Raw genomic sequence first — 19,398 nt, 5'->3', positions numbered from 1 at the left:
AATCGCGACCGAAATCGGGTATCCTACGGCCGTTCGTTCGCCGGTGCCCTTCGGGGCCGAAGAGGGAACACAGGGCGCCCCGCGCGCCGCTGTGGCTGCCCCCGCAACTGTAGACAGCGAGCCGATCTCCCTCCTCATGCCACTGGTTTCACCGGGAAGGCCGGGAGTCGGCGCCGACCTGTCAGCCAGGAGACCTGCCGGCCAGAAAGTGCGTGCGTGCCAGTCGGCGTCGGGCGGGGTGTACCGATGCGTTGGCCGCGGCGCCACACTGTTCCGGTATCCCGTTGAGTTCCGCCCCCGATTCGATTCCTGCGTCGCCCGTCGTGCGCCCGTCGGCCTGCCCGGGGCTCGTGCGCGTGGTCGCGGCCGCCGACGGCGGGTTGTGCCGGATCAAGCTGCCGGGCGGCCGGCTCGACGCGCGCCAGGCGCGTGCGATCGCCGCCGCCGCGCGCCGGTACGGTTCCGGCGCGATCGATGCGACCAATCGTGCGAATCTCCAGTTGCGCGGCATTCGCGACGGCGCGACCGATGCGTTGACCCACGCGTTGCTCGACGCGGGGCTCGGCCCGCGCGCAAGCGCCGGCGACACCGCCGCCGAGGCGGCCGCGCTCGCGGCGAGCGACGACGTCCGCAACGTGCTGCTCAGCCCGCTCGCCGGGCACGACCCGACCGCGCTCGTCGATAGCCACGCGCTCGCCGTGCCGCTGCTCGACATGCTGGCGAACGAGCCGCGCCGCGGCGAACTGTCGCCGAAATTCTCGATCCAGCTCGATGGCGGCGAAGCGGTCGCGGCGCTCGATCATCCGCACGACATCTGGCTCGCCGCGTGGCGCCGCGCCGACGGCGCGGTACGTCTTGCGGCGGGGCTGGCCGGCTGTCCGCCGGTGGCGCCCGGCGACCGGCCCGCGTCGGTCGACGTGTCGCCCGATCAGGGCGTCGCGCTGGTGCGGGCGCTGCTGCGCGCGTTCCTCGATCTCGCGCCGGCCGACGTCACGCGGATGCGCGCGTTGCTCGCGATGTGCGGCGAACGCACGCTGTTCGAACGCGCCCGGCGCTACCTGCCCTTTCCGCTCGCGGCCGATCCGGCGCTTGCCGGCTGGCGGCGCACGCATGCCGACCCGGCGTTGCGTTTCGGCGCGCAGCCGTCGCGCGCCGCGGCCCGCTGCAGCGTCGGCGCGCAATTCGCGCTCGGGCGGCTCGACGCGGCGCAACTGGAACGGCTCGCCGCGCTGGCCGAAGCCGACGGCGACGGCACGCTGTCGATGACGCCGTGGCAAGGCGTGTTCATGCACGGCGTGCCGAACGAACGTGCGGTGGCGATGCGCGAAGCACTCAAGTCGCTCGGCCTCGTAGGCGCGGCGTCCGAGCCGCTGGCGGCGCTCGTCGCCTGTACCGGCAGCGCGGGCTGCGCGAAAGCGCACGCCGACACGAAACACGACGCACTCGCGCTCGCCGCCCGCATCGGCCGGCCGCTCGACGTGCACCTGACCGGCTGCGCGCGCCACTGCGCGCTGCCGCATCCCGCGACGCATACGCTCGTCGCGGTGGCGCCCGCACACTACGACCTTTACCGGCGCGACGCGACCACGGGCCTCGGCGCCCTGCTCGCGCGCCATCTGACGATTGACCAGGCCGCGGTCCGACTCATGGACGCGCGGCACAGCCAGGACACCACCGATGCTTGACTATATTCGCGACGGGCAGGAAATCTACCGCCAGTCGTTCGCGACGATCCGCGCCGAGGCCGACCTGTCGCAGGTTCCGCCCGATCTCGAGAAACTCGCGGTGCGCGTGATCCACGCGTGCGGGATGGTCGACGTCGTGTACGACCTGCGCTTCTCGGCCGGCGCCGGCACGGCCGGCCGCACGGCGCTCGCGGCCGGTGCGCCGATCCTGTGCGACGCGAGGATGGTTGCCGAAGGCATCACGCGCGCGCGGCTGCCCGCGGCCAACCGCGTGATCTGCACGCTCGGCGAGCCGGAGGTGCCCGAGCTCGCGCGCCGGCTCGGCAACACGCGTTCGGCCGCCGCGCTCGAACTGTGGCGCCCGCATCTCGCGGGCAGCGTCGTCGTGATCGGCAATGCGCCGACCGCGCTGTTCCACCTGCTCGACATGATCGACGCCGGCGCGCCGCGCCCCGCGCTGATCCTCGGTTTCCCGGTCGGCTTCATCGGCGCGGCCGAATCGAAGGCGATGCTCGACGCCGACAGCCGCGGCGTGCCGTACGTCGCGCTGCTCGGCCGGCGCGGCGGCAGCGCGATGGCGGCCGCCGCGGTCAATGCGCTTGCAACGGAGGTCGAATGACGACCGCGCGCGGACGGCTGTTCGGGGTGGGCGTCGGCCCCGGCGATCCCGAGCTGATGACGATCAAGGCGCTGCGCGTGCTGCAGGCCGCGCCCGTGGTCGCGTATTTCGTCGCGAAGGGCAAGAAAGGCAACGCGTACGGCATCGTCGAAGCGCACCTGCTCGACGGGCAGACGCAACTGCCGCTGGTCTACCCGGTGACGACCGAGGCGCTGCCGCCGCCGCTCTGCTACGAGACGGTGATCGCCGATTTCTACGACACCGCGGCCGAGATCGTCGCGGCGCACCTCGATGCGGGCCGCGACGTCGCGGTGATCTGCGAAGGCGACCCGTTCTTCTACGGCTCGTACATGTACCTGCACGACCGCCTCGCGCCGCGTTACGACACCGAGGTGATCCCCGGCGTGTGCGCGATGCTCGGCGGCACGGCCGTGCTCGGCCAGCCACTCGTCTATCGCAACCAGAGCCTGTCGGTGCTGTCGGGCGTGCTGCCCGAGCATGAACTGCGCGAGCGGCTCGCGCGGGCCGACGCGGCCGTCGTGATGAAGCTCGGCCGCAATTTCGACAAGGTGCGACGCGTGCTCGACGAACTCGGGCTTGCGAAGCGCGCGCGGTACGTCGAGCGCGCGACGATGGCCAACCAGCGCATCGTACCGCTCGACGAGGTCGATCCGATGGCGTCGCCGTATTTCTCGCTGCTCGTCGTGCCGGGGGAAAAATGGCAAGGATGATGACGCCGCCCGCGATCGTGATCCTCGGCGCGGGCGCGCTCGATACCGCGCGGCGGATCCAGGCGCGTTACCCGGGCGCCCGTGTGCACGGTCTCGCGTCGCGCGTCGACGCCGACGTGCCGTTCGACGAGCTCGGCGCGCACCTGCGCGAACTCTATGCACGCGGCTTGCCGATCGTCGCGCTGTGCGCGGCCGGCATCGTGATCCGCTGCCTCGCGCCCGCGCTTGCCGACAAGGGCATCGAGCCGCCGGTGCTCGCGGTCGCGGAGGACGGTTCGGCCGTCGTGCCGCTGCTCGGCGGGCTGACGGGCGTCAACGTGATCGCGCGCGAGATCGCCGAATGCGTCGGTGTCGCGCCGGCGATCACGACGAGCGGCGAGCTGCGCTTCGGCGCGTGCGTGCTCAATCCGCCGGAAGGCTATGCGCTCGCCGATCTCGCGCAGGGCAAGCGCTTCGTGTCCGACCTGCTCGCGGGCGCGTCGACGCGCATCGACGGCGCGGCGCCGTGGCTCGACGACGTCGCGCTGCCCCGTGATGCCGCGGCCGCGCACGCGATTCGCGTGACGCCCGATGCGTGGCGCGGCGCGCGCGACGAGCTTGTGATTCATCCGCGCAGCGTGGTGGTCGGTGTTGCCGCGGATGCCGTGCATGCAGGCGAAGCGCTTGCTGCGCGCATCGACGCCATGCTCGACGCACAGGGCCTCGCGCGGCTGGCGCTCGCGGCCATCGTCGCGCCGGCGTCGGCGATCGGCGACGCCGCGCTGGAAGCCGCGGCGAGCACGCTCGACGTGCCGCTGCGTTTCGTCGATAGCGATCGCGACGGCAACGCGGCAGCCGACGCCGCCACGCTGCTCGGTCGTGCGTTGCGCGTCGCACATACGCTTCGTGGCGAATCGCACGGTCTGGCGTGCGCGGTCGCATCGCAGCCGGTCGACCCGGCCACGCTCGGCCGCGCACGCGGCCGCCTGACGGTGCTCGGCCTCGGCCCGGGCGCCGCCGCGTGGCTCACGCCGGCCGCGCGCGCGGCGCTCGCGGACGCGACCGACATTCTCGGCTATACGACCTACGTGAACATGGCCGGCCCGTTTCGGGCGGACCAGCGCGTGCACGGCACCGACAATCGCGAGGAAATGCAGCGCGCGCGCCATGCGTTCGAACTGGCGGCCGAGGGCCGACGCGTCGCGGTCGTGTCGTCGGGCGACCCGGGCGTGTTCGCGATGGCCGCGGCCGTGTTCGAAGCGCTCGACGAAGCGCGCGACCCGCAATGGGCCGCGGTCGACCTGCGCGTGGAGCCCGGCATCTCGGCGTCGCTCGCGACGGCCGCGCAGGCCGGCGCACCGCTCGGCCACGACTTCTGCGCGATCTCGCTGTCGGACAACCTGAAGCCGTGGGACGTGATCGAGACGCGCCTGCAACACGCGGCGCAAGCCGATCTCGTGATGGCGTTCTACAACCCGATTTCGCGCGCGCGGCCGTGGCAGCTCGACCGTGCACTCGACATCGTGCGCGCGCATCGCGCGGCCGATACGGTGGTCGTGCTCGGCCGCGACATCGGGCGGCCGGGCGCGACGCTTGCGACGACGACCCTCGGCGCACTGCGCAGCGACCAGGTCGACATGCGCACGATGGTGATCGTCGGCTCGTCGACGACGCGGCGCTTCGCGATCGGCAACGCACGCGAATGGGTCTACACGCCGCGCTGGTATCGCTGAACGTCGCGGCGCGCGTACCGAATCCGGCGGCGCTCGCGTGAATGCGCATGCCTGCGAGCCGCTGATCGGCACGCCGGCGCGTCGCCGGTTCGCTGGAACCGGTCCATGCACGCGCTGCCTCCCGGTCAGCAGGAAAAAGTGCCCGCCCCGCGTTTCGCAACGCGACCGAATCGGCAAGATCGTTACGTATCGGGAATCGAATAACAAAAAGAAGAACACCTAAATTCCCTATTCGACGTGAATCCTCCAAGATAGGCACGCCGCCGACGGGACACGTGCCTGTCCCGCCGGCGGCGATACGCAGGCCAGCGTATCCCTCTTCCACTTGGAGAACACAGAATGAACAACAATGTGTTGCCGCGTTTCGTTCCGCGTGCGTTTGCCGCGGGTTGTCTGCTCGCGATGGCGAGCGTGTCGCACGGTGCCGGCGTCTATGCACCCTATGTCGACGTGACGCTCTATCCGACGCCGCTGGTCGACCAGATCGGCGTGCGCCAGGGCATCCAGCAGTTCACGCTCGCATTCGTGGTCGCGGGCAACGGCTGCGTGCCGTCGTGGGGCGGTGTCCAGCCGATCGGCAACGGCGCGAGCGGCGGCCTGCTGACCGCGCTGTCCACGTCGATCGCGAGCTATCGCGCGAAAGGCGGCGAAGTCGCCGTGTCGTTCGGCGGCGCGAACGGCACGCCGCTGATGCAGGCATGCTCGACGGTCCCCGCGCTGAAGAGCGCGTACCAGACGGTGATCGACACGTACGGCCTCACGCACATCGACTTCGACATCGAGGGCGCGTCGCAGCAGGACACGGCTGCGGTCGCGCGCAACTTCCAGGCGGTCGCGCAACTGCAGGCCGACTACGCGGCGAAGGGCAAGCCGCTGCACGTGACGCTGACGCTGCCGACGATGCCGACCGGGCTCACGCAGGACGGCGTGAACGTCGTCAACGCGGCCATCGCGAACAAGGCCACGTTCGATGCGGTCAACGTGATGGCGATGGATTACGGCCCCGCGAACCTCGACATGGGTGCCGCCGCGATCAGCGCCGCGCAGGCGCTCTACTCGCAGCTCGACACGGCGTTCAAGTCGGCCGGGCAGCCGAAGACCAATGCGCAGCTGTGGCAGATGGTCGGCGTGACGCCGATGATCGGCGTGAACGACGTGCAAGGCGAAACGTTCACGCTCGCGAATGCGCAGACCGTGCTGAACGCGGCAATCGCGAACGGCTACGGCTTCTTCGGCAACTGGTCGGTCGGCCGCGATCAGGCGTGCCCGTCCGGCGGCACGTATGCATCACCGACCTGCTCGGGCGTCGCGCAGCAACCGTACGCGTTCGCGACGATCTTCAAGAAGCTCGACGGCAAGTGGGGCGCGGGCGTCACGCAGGACCCGAACTACGGCGGCGGTTCGGACGGCGGCACGCCGCAGCCGGGCGCACCGTGGGCGGCCGGCCAGGTCTATACGGCCGGCGCGACGGTCACCTACCAGGGCACGACGTATCAGGCGCAGTGGTGGACGCAGGGCGACGTGCCCGGCCAGGCGGCCGTGTGGAAGCCGATCGGCGGCGGCACGCCCGCGTGGTCGGCGACGACCGCCTACCAGGGCGGCACGTGCGTGACGTACCAGGGCGCGAAGTATTGCGCGAAATGGTGGACGCAGGGCGACAACCCGAGCGCGGGCGGCGTGTGGGTGAAGTCGTGACGCTGCGACGCGCTCGCGCGTGACGCGCGGCGGGCCGTTTCCGGCGTGTCAGCACCGAACGCCGGCGCCGGCCCGCTGCCTGCGCCGTCGCGCGCCGCGGCCCTACCCGCGCGCGTGCTCGGCCAGCAGCCGCGCCTTCGCGTCGACGAGCAGCGCCGCATGCGTGTCGCGATGCTGGCGAATCCGCTCGGTCGGCCCGACGACCGACAGCCCGTACCAGTCGCCGTCGAGCATCAGCGCCACCGCGATCGCCGACAGCTCGGGCGCGCTCTCGCCGAAGTTCTCGGCCCAGCCGAGTTCGCGAAACCGCGCGGTCTGCGCGACGAGCGCCGGCAGGTCGGCCACCGTCGCGTCGGTGAAGCGCTCGAACGGCAGTTGCCCGCCGAGCGCCTGCTGCGCGTCGCCCGCGAGTTCCGCGAAGATCGCCTTGCCGATCGAGTTCGCGTGCAGCGGCCGCAGCTCGCCCGGCTGGCGCGTATAGCGGATCGCCTGCTCCGATTCGACGACGTCGAGATACGTGACCGACGCGCCCTGGATCTTGCCGAGCACGGCGGTTTCGCGACTCGCGTCGCGCAGCGCGACGAGGTGCGGATGCACGATGTCGACGACCGGATCGGGCGCGTCGATCGCCGCGGCGATCGTCTGCAGGCGCCGCGTCGGATAGTAGCCACCGCGCTTGCGCACTTCGTACAGGTAGCCGCGGCTCACGAGCGTGCGCGCCATCGCGAGGCAGCTCGACGCCGGCACGTTGAGCAGGCGCGCGAGTTCGGTGAGCGGCAGCGGCCGCCGTTCGGCGGCGAACAGCTCGAACAGGTCGAGCGTGCGGGCAACGAGTTTGACGTCCATGACGAGCGCTTGATTCGGAACGGGAAACCGCGCGCCGGGCGGGCCGCCGGGTCGCTACGGTCAGTACGACTTCGGCAGCCCGAGCACCTTCTCCGCGATGTAGCACAGGATCAGTTGCGGACTCACGGGCGCGAGCCTCGGAATCATACACTCGCGCAGGTAGCGCTCGACATGGTATTCCTTCGCGTACCCCATCCCGCCGTGCGTCGCGATCGCCGTCTGGCAGGCCTGGAACGCGGCTTCCGCGCCGAGGTATTTCGCCGCGTTCGCCTCCGCGCCGCACGCCTGGCCCGCGTCGTAGCGCGTCGCGGCTTTCATCACCATCAGCCACGCGGCCTCGAGCTGCATCCACGCCTGCGCGAGCGGATGCTGGATCGACTGGTTCTGCCCGATCGGCCGACCGAACACCACGCGCTCGCACGCATACTGCGTCGCGCGGCGCAGCGCGGCCTGCCCGAGCCCGATCGCCTCCGCGGCGATCAGGATGCGTTCCGGGTTCAGCCCGTGCAGCAGATAGCGAAAGCCATCGCCTTCGTTGCCGATCAGGTCGTCGCGCGACACGCGCAGGTTGTCGATGAACAGCATGTTCGAATCGACCGCCTTGCGGCCCATCTTCTCGATCTCGCGCACTTCGACGCGCGAACGGTCGAGGTCGGTATAGAACAGGCTCAGCCCGTCGGTCGGCTTCGCGACCTGGTCGAGCGGCGTCGTGCGGGCGATGATCAGCATCTTGTTCGCGACCTGCGCGGTCGAGATCCAGATCTTGCGCCCGCTCAGCACGTAGTGATCGCCGTCGCGGCGCGCCTGCGTGCTCAGGTGCGTGGTGTCGAGCCCGGCGTCGGGTTCGGTCACCGCGAAGCACGCCTTGTCGTGCCCGGCGATCAGCGGCGGCAGGAAGCGCGTCTTCTGCGCATCGTTGCCGAACACCTGCACCGGGTTCAGCCCGAAGATGTTCATGTGAACGGCCGACGCGCCGGACAGGCCGGCGCCCGACGCGCTGATCGTGCGCATCATCAGCGCCGCCTCGGTCATCCCGAGCCCGGCGCCGCCGTAGGCCGGGTCCATCGCGATGCCGAGCCAGCCGGCCTCGGCGAGCGCCGCGTGGAAATCGGCCGGAAATCCGCCCGCGCGATCGCGTTCGAGCCAGTAGTCGTCGCCGAAGCGCTCGCAGATTTTCTCGATCGCGCTTTCGATCGCGCGCTGGTCGTCGGTCAGGTCGAACTGCATGGACTGCTCTCCCGGGAAGCGTGAACGGCCGCGCCGCTCACAATGGAAACACGCCCGTCGCGACCGCGGCGAAGACCATCAGCACGGTGGCGACGAACAGGAACGGAATCGTGAATTTCTGGTGCTCGGCGAGCTCGACGCCGGTCAGCCCGACGATCAGGAACGTCGCGGGCGTGAGCGGGCTCACCGGAAAACCGGTCGTCATCTGGCCGAGCAGCGCGGCCTGCGCCATCTGGATCGGCGGCACGCCGAGCAGCTTGCCGCTTTCCGCGAGCACCGGCAGCACGCCGAAGTAGAACGAATCGGGATCGAACAGCAGGCTGAGCGGCATCGACAGCAGCCCGAGCACGAACGGCATGTGGCGCGCATGTTCGACGGGCACGTGCGCGACGACGACCTCGGCCATCGCCTTCAGCATCCCGGTGCCGGACATGATGCCGGTGAACGCGCCGGCCGCGAGCAGCACGCTCGCCATCATCAGCGCGGCCTTCGCATGCGCGTCGATCCGTTCGCGCTGGGCCTGCACGTCCGGGTAATTGATCACGAGCGCGGCGACCGTGCCGAGCATGAACATCACCATCGGATCGACGATGCCGGACACCAGCGTGACGAGCACGACGAGCGTGAGCACGACGTTGATCCCGAAGCGGCCCGGCCGACGCAACGCGCGTTCGGCGTCGGTCAGCTCGCGCGGCGCGATCGCGAGCGAAGCCGCGCCGGCGCGGTCGAGCCCGAGCCGTTTCGCCTCGCGCGCGCCGAGCACGTACGCGGTGCCGAACACGAACGCGAGCCCGACGATCTGCACCGGAATCATCGGCGTGAAGATCGCCGAGCCGGGAATGTGCAGCGCGGCCGACGCGCGCAGCATCGGCCCGACCCACGGCAGGAAGTTGACGCCGGCCGCCATCGATGCGACGCACGCGAGGATGCGGCGATCCATCCCGAGCCGCGTATAGAGCGGCATCATCGCGGGCAGCGTGACGAGAAACGTGACGGCGCCCGAGCCGTCGAGATGGATCAGCAGCGCGAGCAGCGCCGAGCCCATCACGATGCGCGGCGGATGACAGCCGATCACGCGCAGCACGCCCGCGATGATCGGATCGAGCATCCCCGCGTCGGTGAGGATTCCGAAAAATAGAATCGCAAAAACGAACATGCCGGCGATCGGGCCGATGTTCTGTACGCCGTGCACGACGAACTTGCCGGTCTGCAGCCCGAAACCGGCCGCGAGCGACGCGGCCACCGGCACGACGATCAGCGCGACGAGCGGCGACAACCGCTTCGTGATGATCAGGCCGAACAGCGCGACGATGGCGACCGCGCCGATCCATGCGAGCATGATGCGTCTCCTCTGCAGCCGGTGCGCAGGCGTGCCGATGCGCGGGCCGGCGTGATGTCCGAATGATGGTGTGCGGCGCGCGCCCGTGCCCCGCGATGCGGCACGGCCGGCGGCCGCGATGCCGGTCAGCGCCGGCGGTGGTCGTGATCGTCGCCGTCCGCGAACACCTGCGCCGCATGTTCGTTCAGTGCGGGCGGCGGCCGCCGGTACGTGGCCGGCGTGCGGCCGAGCTTGATCGGCGACGCGATGCCGCGATGCCGGCCCAGCTCGACCTTCATCTGCCGATGCGCGACATGCGGATGGTCGAGCGCCGCGTCGAGCCCGAGCACGGGCGCGCACGGCACGCCGCGGCGCATCAGTCGTTCGGCGAGCGCGGCGCCGTCGTGCGCGGCCAGCGCCGTTTCGAGCAGCGTGCGCAGTGCGGCGCGATGCTGGCTGCGCGCGCGGTTATCCGCGAAACGCGGATCGTCGAGCCAGTCGCGCGTGCCGAGCGCGTCGCACAGCGCGGCGAACTGTCCGTTGTTGCCGACCGCGAGGAAGATGTCGACGCCCGCCGTCGGGAAGCTGTCGTACGGCGTGATGTTCGGATGCGCGTTGCCGGTGCGCACGGGCGCCTTGCCCGAATGAAAGAAGTTCGGCGTATGCGGATGCAGGATCGACAGCGCGCAGTCGAACAGCGTCGACTCGACGAACTGGCCGCGGCCGCTGGCGTCGCGTTCGCGCAGCGCCATCAGCACGCCGAGTGCCGCGTTCAGCCCCGTGACGAGATCGACGATCGGCACGCCCACTCGCAGCGGCGCGCCGCCGGCTTCGCCATTGACGCTCATCAGCCCCGCGAGCGCCTGCACGGCCGCGTCGTAGCCTGGCAGCCCGCCGAGCGGGCCGTCCGCGCCGAAACCCGACACGCGGCAATAGACGAGGCGCGGAAACCGCGCATGCAGCGCGTCGAAGCCGAGCCCCCAGCGCTCCATCGTGCCGATCTTGAAGTTCTCGACGACCGCGTCCGCGTGTTCGAGCAGCCCGAGCAGCCGCTCGCGATCCGCCGGCTGCGTCAGGTCGAGCGCGATGCCGAGCTTGTTGCGGTTCACGCCGAGGAAGTACGACGCGGTGTCGCCGTCGAACGGCGGGCCCCACGTGCGCGTCTCGTCGCCGGACGGCGGTTCGACCTTGATCACCTCCGCGCCGTGATCGGCGAGGATCTGGGTCGCGTACGGGCCGCCCAGCACCCGCGACAGATCGATGATGCGCAATCCCGCCAGCGCGCCCTGCTGCTCGTGTTCCGCCATGCGTCTCGCTCCTGGTTTCCGGTTGATCGGACGGCCGGTTCCGGCGGCCCGGCACTGGCGCGGGGCTTCTCCGGATTCGGCGAATAATTCTTGTATGTGAATTTATATTCACACTCAGGAATTATGTTGTCAAGCCCGGATGGGACCCGGCTGCCGCGCGGAGAACGTCGTCGCGCGCAAGGGGGGACGACACCGAACGCGGGCGGTTGCGGGGGCGCCCCGCCGTTCGCTAAGCTGGCGGGCAACGTTCACCCCCATCAGTAACGAGGTGGAATATTCATGAAACGGTTGTGGCTGGCGGCCTTCCTGCTCGCATCGACGCTGGGCATCGCGCACGCGCAAAACCAGACTTTCCACTTCGGCGAGGGACAAACCGGGGTATCGGGCGCCGCGCCGCATGCTGCCGCGCCGGTGGCCCGGCCCGCGCCCGCACGCCGGCACGTCACCGCGCCGTCGCCTCATCACCGGCGTGCCGTTCACAAGCGCCGTCATTCGCGCCACGCGAGGCCTGCGCGCAGCGGGATCCATACGCACGCGTGAGCCGTCGCCCGTGGCGCGACCGCGGTGCACGCAACTGTCACGAACGGCCGGTAACATCGGCGCGGCGGCGTGCATGCCGTGGCAGCCGGCCGCCGACCCTCGCGCGGCCGACGCGCATTTTTCTCCACGATTCAGTACCTGTTTTGCCGAACATGAGCACCGGGCCGGATACCGTCGCCGTCATCAAGGAACGCGCCACGATCGTGTGCCGCCAGCGCAGCAGCGTGCTGCTGGTCGCCCGCACCGCGGCGCGCTGGTCGCTGCCCGGCGGCACGATCCGGCGCGGCGAGACACCGCTCGAGGCCGCGCGGCGGGAACTCGCGGAGGAGACGCGGCTGGAGGGGCTCGCGCTCGACTACGCGGTGCAGTTCGGCGGGCTGACGAAGCTGCATCACGTGTTCGTGGCCGACGTGCCGGCACACCTGACGCCGCGGGCGAGCAACGAGATCGCCCGCTGCAAGTGGTTCACCATCGACCGGCTCGACACGCTGCGGGCGAGCGTGCCGACGCGCAAGATCATCGAGCTGCTGCGGCTCGACTGTTTTTCGGCGTTCGCGAGCGGGCCGCTTCGCTGAGGTCGACGCCGGCTCGGGCTCCGATTGCGGCGACTACGCGCGCAGGAACGGGCCGGCCTTGCGTTCGAGCAGCGCGACGAGTTCGGGCTGCATGAACGCGTAGCGATCGGGAATGTCGCGGCAGACGATCTTCCGGTGCTTCAGATGCGCGCCGAATTGCGCCGACAGTCGCGCCTTGTGCGCACGCTCCATCACGAACACGATGTCCGCCCAATCGAGTTGCTCGGCCGAGAGCCGCACGTCCGCATCGGGCGCGAGGCCCGCGGAGTCGGTGTCGATGCCGGGCCACGCGGCGAACACCGCTTCGGCCGTCGGGCTGCGCAGCCGGTTGCGGCTGCAGATGAACAGTGCGCGTGTCATGTCGCTGCGCGGCGCCCGAGGGGGCTCAACCTTGCGGAATCGTGCCCGGCCGCACGTACGCGAGCATGTGCGGCACGTAATCGGCCTTGCCGAGCTCGACACCGTGATGGCGCAGGATCGCGTACGCGGCGATCGCGTGGAAGTAGAACTGCGGCAGCGCCCAGTCGCGCGCGTACTGTTCGCCCGTCATGTCGAACGCGATCCCGTTCGGCAGTTCGAGCGCGATCGGCAGCGCTGCGCCGCCGTCGAGCGCATCGGGGGCGAGTTCGCCGAGAAAGGCGAGCGTGCCGGCGATGATCGCCTGCGCATCGGCCGGCGAACCGGGTTGCGCATCCGCATTCCAGCCCGCCTCGCGCAAGGCCAGCAACGCCGCCGGCAGCGGTTCGCCGCGCAGCCGGTGAACCGGCTCCATCGCCTGGAAACACGAGAAGCGCACCTGGGCGGCGAGCGGATACATGTCGGGCGCCAGCCTCAGCGTCATCGCCGCGTCGGGGTCGTCGCCGGCGGCCTGCCGGTGTGCGACGGCCTTGTCGAGCCACGCGGACTGCGCGCGCAGCATCTGGGTGTAGGTCGGAACGAGAAGTTGGGTGGGTGACACGCATGCGCTCCTGTGTTGGGGTTCTCGCCCCACGATAGCAGCGTCGGCGCGAACCTGCATCCTGGCCGGGCGCCGACGTGTGCCGTTACGGCTTGCCGTGCCGCGCCAGGAACCGGTCGAGCTGCGACGCGAACGTCTTGCCGTCGCGCGCGCTGAACGGCGCCGGCCCGCCCGTGTCGATGCCGGCGCTGCGCAACTGGTCCATCATCGCGCGCGTCGACAGGCGCTCCTCGATGTTTTCGCGGCTGAACCAGTTACCGCGCGGGTCGAGCGCATGCGCGCCCTTGTCGAGCACGGCGGCGGCCAGCGGGATGTCGGCGGTGATCACGAGATCGCCGGGCTCCGCCAGCTCGACGATGCGCGCGTCGGCCACATCGAAGCCGGCCGGCACCTGCACGGCCTTGATGAACGGCGACGGCGGCGTGCGCAGAAACTGGTTCGCGACCAGCGTCACGCAGATCTCGGCACGACGCGCGGCGCGGAACAGCATGTCCTTGATGACGGCGGGACACGCGTCGGCATCGACCAGTACTTGCATGGCGGGGGTTTCCAGTGGACAGAAGCAGAAGCGGCGATCATAGCGCACCGCCGTGCCGGCCATCAGCCGGCGCGATCCGTGCCAAGCGCGTCGGCCGTCACCCACTGCGCGCCCCACGCCGCGGCGAGCCGCGCGCCCTGCCCGATCCGCACGGCCGCGTCGTCGAAGTCGACGAACACGACGTGATCGGCCGCCGCCGGCCTGGCCGGCATCTCGCGCGTGCGCCCGTCGGACAGCACCCACAGCCAGCGCTGCTTGCCGGGCTCGCGGCGCGCAGCGCTGGCCAGCAAGCGTGCGGCGGCCGCGATGCCGTCCGCGAGCGGCGTGCCGCCGCCGCCGTCGACCGGCTCGAGCCAGCGCGCGTTCCACCAGCGCGGCACGGCCGGGCCGAAGCGCCGCGCGGCGCCTTGACCGCCGAAGCAGATCAGCGCGGTTTCGACCCGCGCCCGCGCGGCCTGATCGAAATACGCGACGATCAGCCCCTTCGCGAGCGCGAGCCGCTCGTGCGACAACATCGACGCCGAACAGTCGAGCACGAAGCAATGCAGCGCACGCGGCGTGCCCGCGCGTTTCCCGAAGCGCAGATGCTCGCGATGCAGCGGGCCGCCGCGTTTCGCGGCGAGCGTCGCCGGCCACGCGACGGCCGTGCCGGCGCGCACCGTGCCCGGCACGCGTGCGGCTGCGCCTGACTGCCATCGAGGACCGCGAATCGCGTTCGCGGCGGCGCCGGCTCGATGGCTCAGCGTTTTTTTAGCGGCAGCGGCACCACGCTTTTCACGTCGCGCAGCCCGGCCGGTTCGGGCGGCAGGTAGCCCCAGTCGCCCTGCGATGCGGACGCATCGCCTTTCGTGTCGCCGGTCTCGCCCGGCCGGTCGTCGGGCCGCTGGCGCGGGTTCGGCGGCGAACGATCGTCGCGTTCGTCATCGTGCTGCGACGATGGGTGCGACGACTGCTGCGACGACGGCGGCCCCGCATGGCGCCGGTGCCGCAGCACGGCTTCGGCCACGCGCGCCACATGCGACACCGTCACCGCGTCGGCCTGCTCCAGCGCGGCCAGCGCGCGCGCGGCGCGCAGCATCACGAGATCGGCCCGCAACCCGTCGACGGCCGCGTCGATGCACAGCGCGCTGACGCGCGCATGGACCGCATCGTCGAAATCCAGCGCCGGCAGCCGCCCGCGCGCCGCATGAATCCGGTCCGCGAGCGCCCGCTGGGCCGCCGCATGACGCGCGCGAAACGCATCCGGATCGAGATCGAACGCAAGCCGCGCCTTCACGATCCGCTCGCGCTGGGCGGCGTCGAAGCAGTTCTCGAGCTCGACCATCAGCCCGAAGCGGTCGAGCAACTGCGGGCGCAGCTCGCCCTCCTCGGGATTCATCGTGCCGACCAGCACGAAACGCGCATCGTGCGCGTGCGACACGCCATCGCGCTCGACGATGTTCACGCCGCTCGCGGCGACGTCGAGCAGCGTATCGACGAGCCCGTCGGCGAGCAGGTTCACTTCGTCGACGTACAGCACGCCGAGATGCGCGCGCGCCAGCAGGCCGGGCCGGAAGCGCACGCCGTTTTCGGCCAGCGCATGCGCGAGATCGAGCGTGCCCGTCACCTGCTCGTCGCTCGCCGACAGCGGCAGCGTGACGAACTGCCCTTCCGGCAGCAACTCGGCGAGGCCGCGCGCGGCCGTCGATTTCGCGGTGCCACGCGGGCCGCTGACGAGCACGCCGCCGAGCGACGGGTCGATCGCGGCCAGCAGCAGCGCCTGCTGCAACGCGTCCTGCGCGACGAGCGCCGCAAACGGAAAAACCGCGCGGGCGCGGGGCGTCGTCGGATCGGTCATCACCGTCCTCCTTCCTGGCGTTGTTCGCTGGCGAGCCAGACCGCTTCGATCCGCTCGCGATAGGGGCCCGGCTGCTGCCACAGCCCGCGCTGCATCGCTTCGACGAAGCGTTCGCAGATGCCGTGCAGCGCCTTCGGGTTGTGCCGTTCGAGGAACGCGCGGGTGGGGTCGTCGAACAGGTACGCGTCGGCGACGAGCGCGTACTGGTGATCGGACAGCACGCGCGCGGTCGCGTCATAGCCGTACAGGTAGTCGACGGTCGCCGCGAGTTCGGCCGCGCCCTTGTAGCCGTGACGCTTCACGCCGTCGAGCCATTTCGGGTTGACGACGCGCGAGCGGATCACGCGGGCGATCTCCTCGCGCAGTGTGCGCATCTTCGGCGCGACCGGGTTCGCATGGTCGCCGTGGTAGATGCTCGGCTGCTGCCCGGACAGGTGCCGCACGGCCGCCGTCATCCCGCCCTGGAACTGGTAGTAGTCGTTCGAATCGAGGATGTCGTGCTCGCGGCTGTCCTGGTTCTGCACGACGACGTCGATCGTCGCCAGCCGCTCGCCGAACACGTCGGCCGCGGCGTCGCCCGCGCTGTTTTGCGCGTACGCATGGCCGCCCCATTGACGGTAGGCGTCCGCGAGATCGGCGTCGGTCTGCCAGCGGCGCTGGTCGATCAGATCCTGCAGGCCCGCGCCATAGCTGCCCGGCCGCGCGCCGAACACGCGCCAGCCGGCGCGCCGGCGCGCTTCGTCGGGCGCCACGCCCTGCGCGATCCACTTCCCCCGTTCGCGCTCGATGCGTGCGCGAATCGGGTTCAACGCTTCGGGTTCGTCGAGCGCGGCGACGGCCTGCACGGCCGCGTCGAACAGGTGCATCAGGTTCGGGAACGCGTCGCGGAAGAAGCCCGACACGCGCAGCGTCACGTCGATGCGCGGCCGGTCGAAGATCTCGATCGACAGGATCTCGAAGTCGGTCACGCGATGGCTGCCGTGCGCCCATTTCGGGCGCACGCCGATCAGCGCGAACGCCTGCGCGATGTCGTCGCCGCCGGTGCGCATCGTCGCCGTCCCCCACACCGACAGCCCGATCGCGCGCGGATAGTCGCCGTGATCCTGCAGATGGCGCTCGATCAGTTGCTGCGCGGATTTCAACCCGAGCGACCACGCGGCCTGCGTCGGCACCGCGCGCGTATCGACCGAGTAGAAGTTGCGGCCGGTGGGCAGCACGTCGGGACGGCCACGCGACGGCGAACCGCTCGGCCCCGGCGGCACGAAGCGGCCGTCGAGCCCGCGCAGCAGCTGACGCATTTCCTCGCCGCCGCACGCGTCGAGGGCGGGCAGCAGCATCGTGCGCACGCGTTCGAGCACCGCGAGCGTATGCCGCCATGCGCCGGGCGGCGGCATGTCGATACCGGGTTCGTCGGACGCGGCTCCGCACACGGCGTCGAGCCAATGCTGCGCAAGCCGTTCGAGCCGCTCGCGCGTATCGCCCGCATGCCGCCACGGCGACGCGTCGAGCGTTTGCAGGACGGCCGGCCGCGGCCCGGTCCACGGCGCGGCCCAGTCGGCCGCGAGCGGATCGAAAGCGTCGCCGAGCGCGAGATCGCGCGCGAGTGCGCCGATCAGCCCGGCGCGTTCGCCCTTGCCGTCGCCGACCGGAAAGCGTGCGAGCGCGAGCAGCGTGTCGCGCCGCTGGCGCGCGACCGGCGACGCGCCGAACACGTGCAGCCCGTCGCGAATCTGCGCTTCCTTCAACTCGCACAGCCACGCGTCGACCCGCGTGAGCAGCGCATCCTCGTCGCCCGCATCGCGCGGCGGCGATACGCTCAGCTCGTCGTGCAGGCGATGCTCGGCGATCGTCGCGAGGATCGTCTTGCGCAACAGCTTCGCGCGCCGCGCATCGACCATCAGCGCTTCGTAGTATTCGTCGACCTGCCGTTCGAGATCCTGCAGCGGCCCGTAGTTTTCCGCGCGCGTGAGCGGCGGCATCAGGTGATCGACGATCACCGCCTGCGCACGGCGCTTCGCCTGGCTGCCCTCGCCCGGATCGTTGACGATGAACGGATACAGGTGCGGCAGCGGCCCGAGCGTCAGGTCGGGCCAGCACGCGTCGGACAGCGCGACGCTCTTGCCCGGCAGCCATTCGAGATTGCCGTGCTTGCCGAGATGGATGACCGCGTCGACGCGATACGCATCGCGCAGCCAGAAATAGAACGCGAGATACGCATGCGGCGGCACGAGATCCGCATCGTGGTAGCTCGCGTAGTCGTTCTCGCCGCGCGAGCGCGACGGCTGGATGCCGACGAACACGTTGCCCGCGCGCCAGCCGGCGATCGTGAAGCGCTGCTGCCTCAGCGTCGGATCGGCTTCAGGCGGCCCCCAGCGTGCGTTTAGCGCATCCCGCACGGTGGCCGGCAGCCGCGCGAAACGCGCGACGTAGTCGGCCAGCGCGTAACTCTGAAACGCGGGACGCAGCGTGCGCACGGCGGGATCGTTGGTCACGCCTTCGGTGAGTTGCGCGATCAGCGCGTCGCCGTCGGGCGGCAGGTCGGCCACCGTGTAGCCCGCGTCGCGCAGCGCCGCGAGCACGCGCAGCGCGGAGGCCGGCGTGTCGAGCCCGACGCCGTTGCCGATCCGCCCTTCGCTTTGCGGATAGTTCGCGAGGATCAGCGCGATGCGCTTGTCGGCGTTATCGAGCGTGCGCAGGCGGCACCAGCCGCGCGCGAGCGCCGCGACGAACGCGATCCGTTCCGCATCCGGCTGGTAGCGCACGACGTCGACTTCGGTGTGCGGGCAGCGATACGCGAGCCCCTTGAAGCTCACCGCGCGCGTGACGATGCGCCCGTCGACTTCGGGCAGCGCGATGTGCATCGCGATGTCGCGTGCGTGCAGGCCCTGGTTGTCGGCCACCCACGCGTCGCGATTGCCGCCGGACAGGATCACCTGCAGCACCGGCGCGTCGCCCGCGAGCACGTCGTGCTCGGGGCTGTCGATCGCGCCGGCCGCGAATGCGGTGGTATTCAGCACGAGCGCGACGCCGTGCGTGTCGCAGAGCTGCGTGATGACCTCGCGGCTCACCGCGTCCTTCAGCGACGTCACCGCGATCGGCAGCGGATTCAGCCCGTGGTCGATCAGTGCGTCGGCCAGCGCGTCGAACACCGCCGTGTTGGCGGCCTGCCAGTGCGCGCGATAAAACAGGATCGCGACGACCGGCGCGCCGGGCGTCCAGCGCGATCGCCAGTCGTCGACGCTCGCGCGGTCGCGCGCCGGGTGATACAGCGCGGCGGCGGGCAGCGGCCGCGGCGGTTCGGGTTCGTCGCCGAAGCCGAACGTGTGAAACGCGATGCTGCGCAACAGCGCGTCGGCGTTGTGCACGCCGCCTTCGCGCAGATAGCGCCACCACAGCCGGCACAGCTCGGGCCTGACCGTGCTCTTCGCGACGAGGCTCGGGTCCTCCTGCAGGTCGCCCGAGAACATCGCAAGCTGCTGCCCGCGCTTCGATGCGAGCGACACGGCCTGCTCGATCCCGTACGGCCAGTACGCTTCGCCGCCGAGATGATCGATCACGACCGTCTTCGCGTGCCGCAGCACGTCGTCGACGTAGAAATCGACCGACGCCGGCTGGCGCAGGAACGTGACGTTCGCGAGCCGCACGCTCGGGAATCCTTCGGGCAAGTGCGGCACGACGCTCGCGAGCAGCGACAGCGTCGTGTCGGCCGAACTCAGGATCACGATGTCGGCCGGCTGCTGGTCGATCCGGACGACGCCCTGAGTATCGTCGACGAAGCCGCCCGGCGTGGTGCGCAGCAGATGCATCGTG

Annotated in this window: 17 protein-coding genes and 1 riboswitch; of the genes, 7 read left to right on the top strand and 10 right to left on the bottom strand. The window is 70.7% G+C overall.

Features of this window, described 5'->3' with window-relative positions:
* Positions 1-24 precede the first annotated feature (24 nt).
* Positions 25-216: riboswitch (cobalamin riboswitch) on the top strand.
* A 107-nt stretch (positions 217-323) separates the two neighbouring features.
* The 5 genes from cobG (at position 324) to H0X95_RS26835 (ending at position 6,442) form a co-directional block, all read left to right on the top strand.
* The gene (gene cobG / locus H0X95_RS26855) at positions 324-1,685 is read left to right on the top strand and encodes a precorrin-3B synthase (RefSeq protein WP_195904309.1); all 1,362 of its coding nucleotides are present in this window, start codon (positions 324-326) and stop codon (positions 1,683-1,685) included.
* Entirely contained in the window at positions 1,678-2,304 is a 627-nt protein-coding gene (locus tag H0X95_RS26850; protein WP_006491059.1) for a precorrin-8X methylmutase, read from the top strand. The genes cobG and H0X95_RS26850 overlap by 8 nt, the downstream gene beginning before the upstream one ends.
* The gene (locus H0X95_RS26845) at positions 2,301-3,035 is read left to right on the top strand and encodes a precorrin-2 C(20)-methyltransferase (RefSeq protein ID WP_048986541.1); all 735 of its coding nucleotides are present in this window, start codon (positions 2,301-2,303) and stop codon (positions 3,033-3,035) included. Before H0X95_RS26850 ends, H0X95_RS26845 begins: the two co-directional genes overlap by 4 nt.
* Positions 3,032-4,747, top strand: coding sequence for a precorrin-3B C(17)-methyltransferase (cobJ, locus tag H0X95_RS26840; RefSeq protein WP_059723559.1), 1,716 nt, complete (start codon positions 3,032-3,034; stop codon positions 4,745-4,747). The genes H0X95_RS26845 and cobJ overlap by 4 nt, the downstream gene beginning before the upstream one ends.
* A 339-nt stretch (positions 4,748-5,086) precedes the next feature.
* On the top strand, positions 5,087-6,442 hold the full coding sequence (locus H0X95_RS26835; RefSeq protein WP_034201783.1) for a chitinase: 1,356 nt from the start codon (positions 5,087-5,089) through the stop codon (positions 6,440-6,442).
* Positions 6,443-6,544: 102 nt separating this feature from the next.
* Here the strand turns inward: H0X95_RS26835 and H0X95_RS26830 are convergent, their stop codons facing one another.
* From H0X95_RS26830 to H0X95_RS26815, 4 genes are all read right to left on the bottom strand, one after another.
* Entirely contained in the window at positions 6,545-7,288 is a 744-nt protein-coding gene (locus H0X95_RS26830) for an IclR family transcriptional regulator (RefSeq protein WP_006496436.1), read from the bottom strand.
* Between the two features lie 60 nt (positions 7,289-7,348).
* Positions 7,349-8,515 (bottom strand): acyl-CoA dehydrogenase family protein, encoded by a 1,167-nt coding sequence (locus tag H0X95_RS26825; protein WP_006482987.1) that lies wholly within the window; start codon positions 8,513-8,515, stop codon positions 7,349-7,351.
* A 37-nt stretch (positions 8,516-8,552) separates the two neighbouring features.
* Positions 8,553-9,854 carry a CitMHS family transporter gene (locus tag H0X95_RS26820; protein WP_034201944.1) on the bottom strand — a complete coding sequence of 434 codons (1,302 nt, stop codon included), beginning with the start codon at positions 9,852-9,854 and terminating at the stop codon, positions 8,553-8,555.
* 125 nt (positions 9,855-9,979) lie between these two features.
* Entirely contained in the window at positions 9,980-11,140 is a 1,161-nt protein-coding gene (locus tag H0X95_RS26815) for a CaiB/BaiF CoA transferase family protein (protein WP_196446287.1), read from the bottom strand.
* A 279-nt stretch (positions 11,141-11,419) separates the two neighbouring features.
* Here H0X95_RS26815 and H0X95_RS26810 point away from each other — a divergent pair, with 279 nt between their 5' ends.
* Complete coding sequence (locus H0X95_RS26810) at positions 11,420-11,680, top strand: hypothetical protein (protein WP_006492940.1); 261 nt, start codon at positions 11,420-11,422, stop codon at positions 11,678-11,680.
* Between the two features lie 152 nt (positions 11,681-11,832).
* A complete protein-coding gene (locus H0X95_RS26805) occupies positions 11,833-12,255 on the top strand; it encodes an NUDIX hydrolase (RefSeq protein ID WP_048986545.1) in 423 nt (140 codons plus the stop codon).
* A gap of 33 nt (positions 12,256-12,288) precedes the next feature.
* Here H0X95_RS26805 and H0X95_RS26800 read toward each other — a convergent pair whose 3' ends face one another.
* The 6 genes from H0X95_RS26800 to cobN form a co-directional block, all read right to left on the bottom strand.
* Entirely contained in the window at positions 12,289-12,615 is a 327-nt protein-coding gene (locus tag H0X95_RS26800; protein WP_048986546.1) for a low molecular weight protein tyrosine phosphatase family protein, read from the bottom strand.
* A 25-nt stretch (positions 12,616-12,640) separates the two neighbouring features.
* On the bottom strand, positions 12,641-13,273 hold the full coding sequence (locus H0X95_RS26795; protein ID WP_020979853.1) for a DUF1993 domain-containing protein: 633 nt from the start codon (positions 13,271-13,273) through the stop codon (positions 12,641-12,643).
* 25 nt (positions 13,274-13,298) lie between these two features.
* Positions 13,299-13,751, bottom strand: coding sequence for a YaiI/YqxD family protein (locus H0X95_RS26790; RefSeq protein ID WP_006492939.1), 453 nt, complete (start codon positions 13,749-13,751; stop codon positions 13,299-13,301).
* Positions 13,752-13,813: 62 nt separating this feature from the next.
* Entirely contained in the window at positions 13,814-14,422 is a 609-nt protein-coding gene (locus tag H0X95_RS26785) for a vWA domain-containing protein (protein ID WP_196446286.1), read from the bottom strand.
* Between the two features lie 68 nt (positions 14,423-14,490).
* Positions 14,491-15,588 (bottom strand): ATP-binding protein, encoded by a 1,098-nt coding sequence (locus tag H0X95_RS26780; protein ID WP_060211489.1) that lies wholly within the window; start codon positions 15,586-15,588, stop codon positions 14,491-14,493.
* Entirely contained in the window at positions 15,588-19,394 is a 3,807-nt protein-coding gene (gene cobN / locus H0X95_RS26775; RefSeq protein ID WP_196446285.1) for a cobaltochelatase subunit CobN, read from the bottom strand. Before cobN ends, H0X95_RS26780 begins: the two co-directional genes overlap by 1 nt.
* Between the last annotated feature and the right edge of the window lie 4 nt (positions 19,395-19,398).

The organism is Burkholderia sp. 9779_493, assembly GCF_015712215.1.
In the GTDB taxonomy this organism is placed as follows: Bacteria; Pseudomonadota; Gammaproteobacteria; order Burkholderiales; family Burkholderiaceae; genus Burkholderia; species Burkholderia cenocepacia.
This window is presented reverse-complemented; position numbering and strand designations above follow the sequence as displayed.

Coding starts and splice junctions, on each gene's coding strand:
- H0X95_RS26850 (WP_006491059.1), top strand. CDS start 1,678: ATGCTTGACTATATTCGCGACGGGCAGGAAATCTACCGCCAGTCGTTC.
- H0X95_RS26810 (WP_006492940.1), top strand. CDS start 11,420: ATGAAACGGTTGTGGCTGGCGGCCTTCCTGCTCGCATCGACGCTGGGC.
- H0X95_RS26825 (WP_006482987.1), bottom strand. CDS start 8,515: ATGCAGTTCGACCTGACCGACGACCAGCGCGCGATCGAAAGCGCGATC.
- H0X95_RS26800 (WP_048986546.1), bottom strand. CDS start 12,615: ATGACACGCGCACTGTTCATCTGCAGCCGCAACCGGCTGCGCAGCCCG.
- H0X95_RS26780 (WP_060211489.1), bottom strand. CDS start 15,588: ATGACCGATCCGACGACGCCCCGCGCCCGCGCGGTTTTTCCGTTTGCG.
- H0X95_RS26845 (WP_048986541.1), top strand. CDS start 2,301: ATGACGACCGCGCGCGGACGGCTGTTCGGGGTGGGCGTCGGCCCCGGC.
- H0X95_RS26790 (WP_006492939.1), bottom strand. CDS start 13,751: ATGCAAGTACTGGTCGATGCCGACGCGTGTCCCGCCGTCATCAAGGAC.
- H0X95_RS26830 (WP_006496436.1), bottom strand. CDS start 7,288: ATGGACGTCAAACTCGTTGCCCGCACGCTCGACCTGTTCGAGCTGTTC.
- H0X95_RS26815 (WP_196446287.1), bottom strand. CDS start 11,140: ATGGCGGAACACGAGCAGCAGGGCGCGCTGGCGGGATTGCGCATCATC.
- H0X95_RS26795 (WP_020979853.1), bottom strand. CDS start 13,273: ATGCAGGTTCGCGCCGACGCTGCTATCGTGGGGCGAGAACCCCAACAC.
- cobN (WP_196446285.1), bottom strand. CDS start 19,394: ATGCATCTGCTGCGCACCACGCCGGGCGGCTTCGTCGACGATACTCAG.
- cobJ (WP_059723559.1), top strand. CDS start 3,032: ATGATGACGCCGCCCGCGATCGTGATCCTCGGCGCGGGCGCGCTCGAT.
- H0X95_RS26805 (WP_048986545.1), top strand. CDS start 11,833: ATGAGCACCGGGCCGGATACCGTCGCCGTCATCAAGGAACGCGCCACG.
- H0X95_RS26820 (WP_034201944.1), bottom strand. CDS start 9,854: ATGCTCGCATGGATCGGCGCGGTCGCCATCGTCGCGCTGTTCGGCCTG.
- H0X95_RS26835 (WP_034201783.1), top strand. CDS start 5,087: ATGAACAACAATGTGTTGCCGCGTTTCGTTCCGCGTGCGTTTGCCGCG.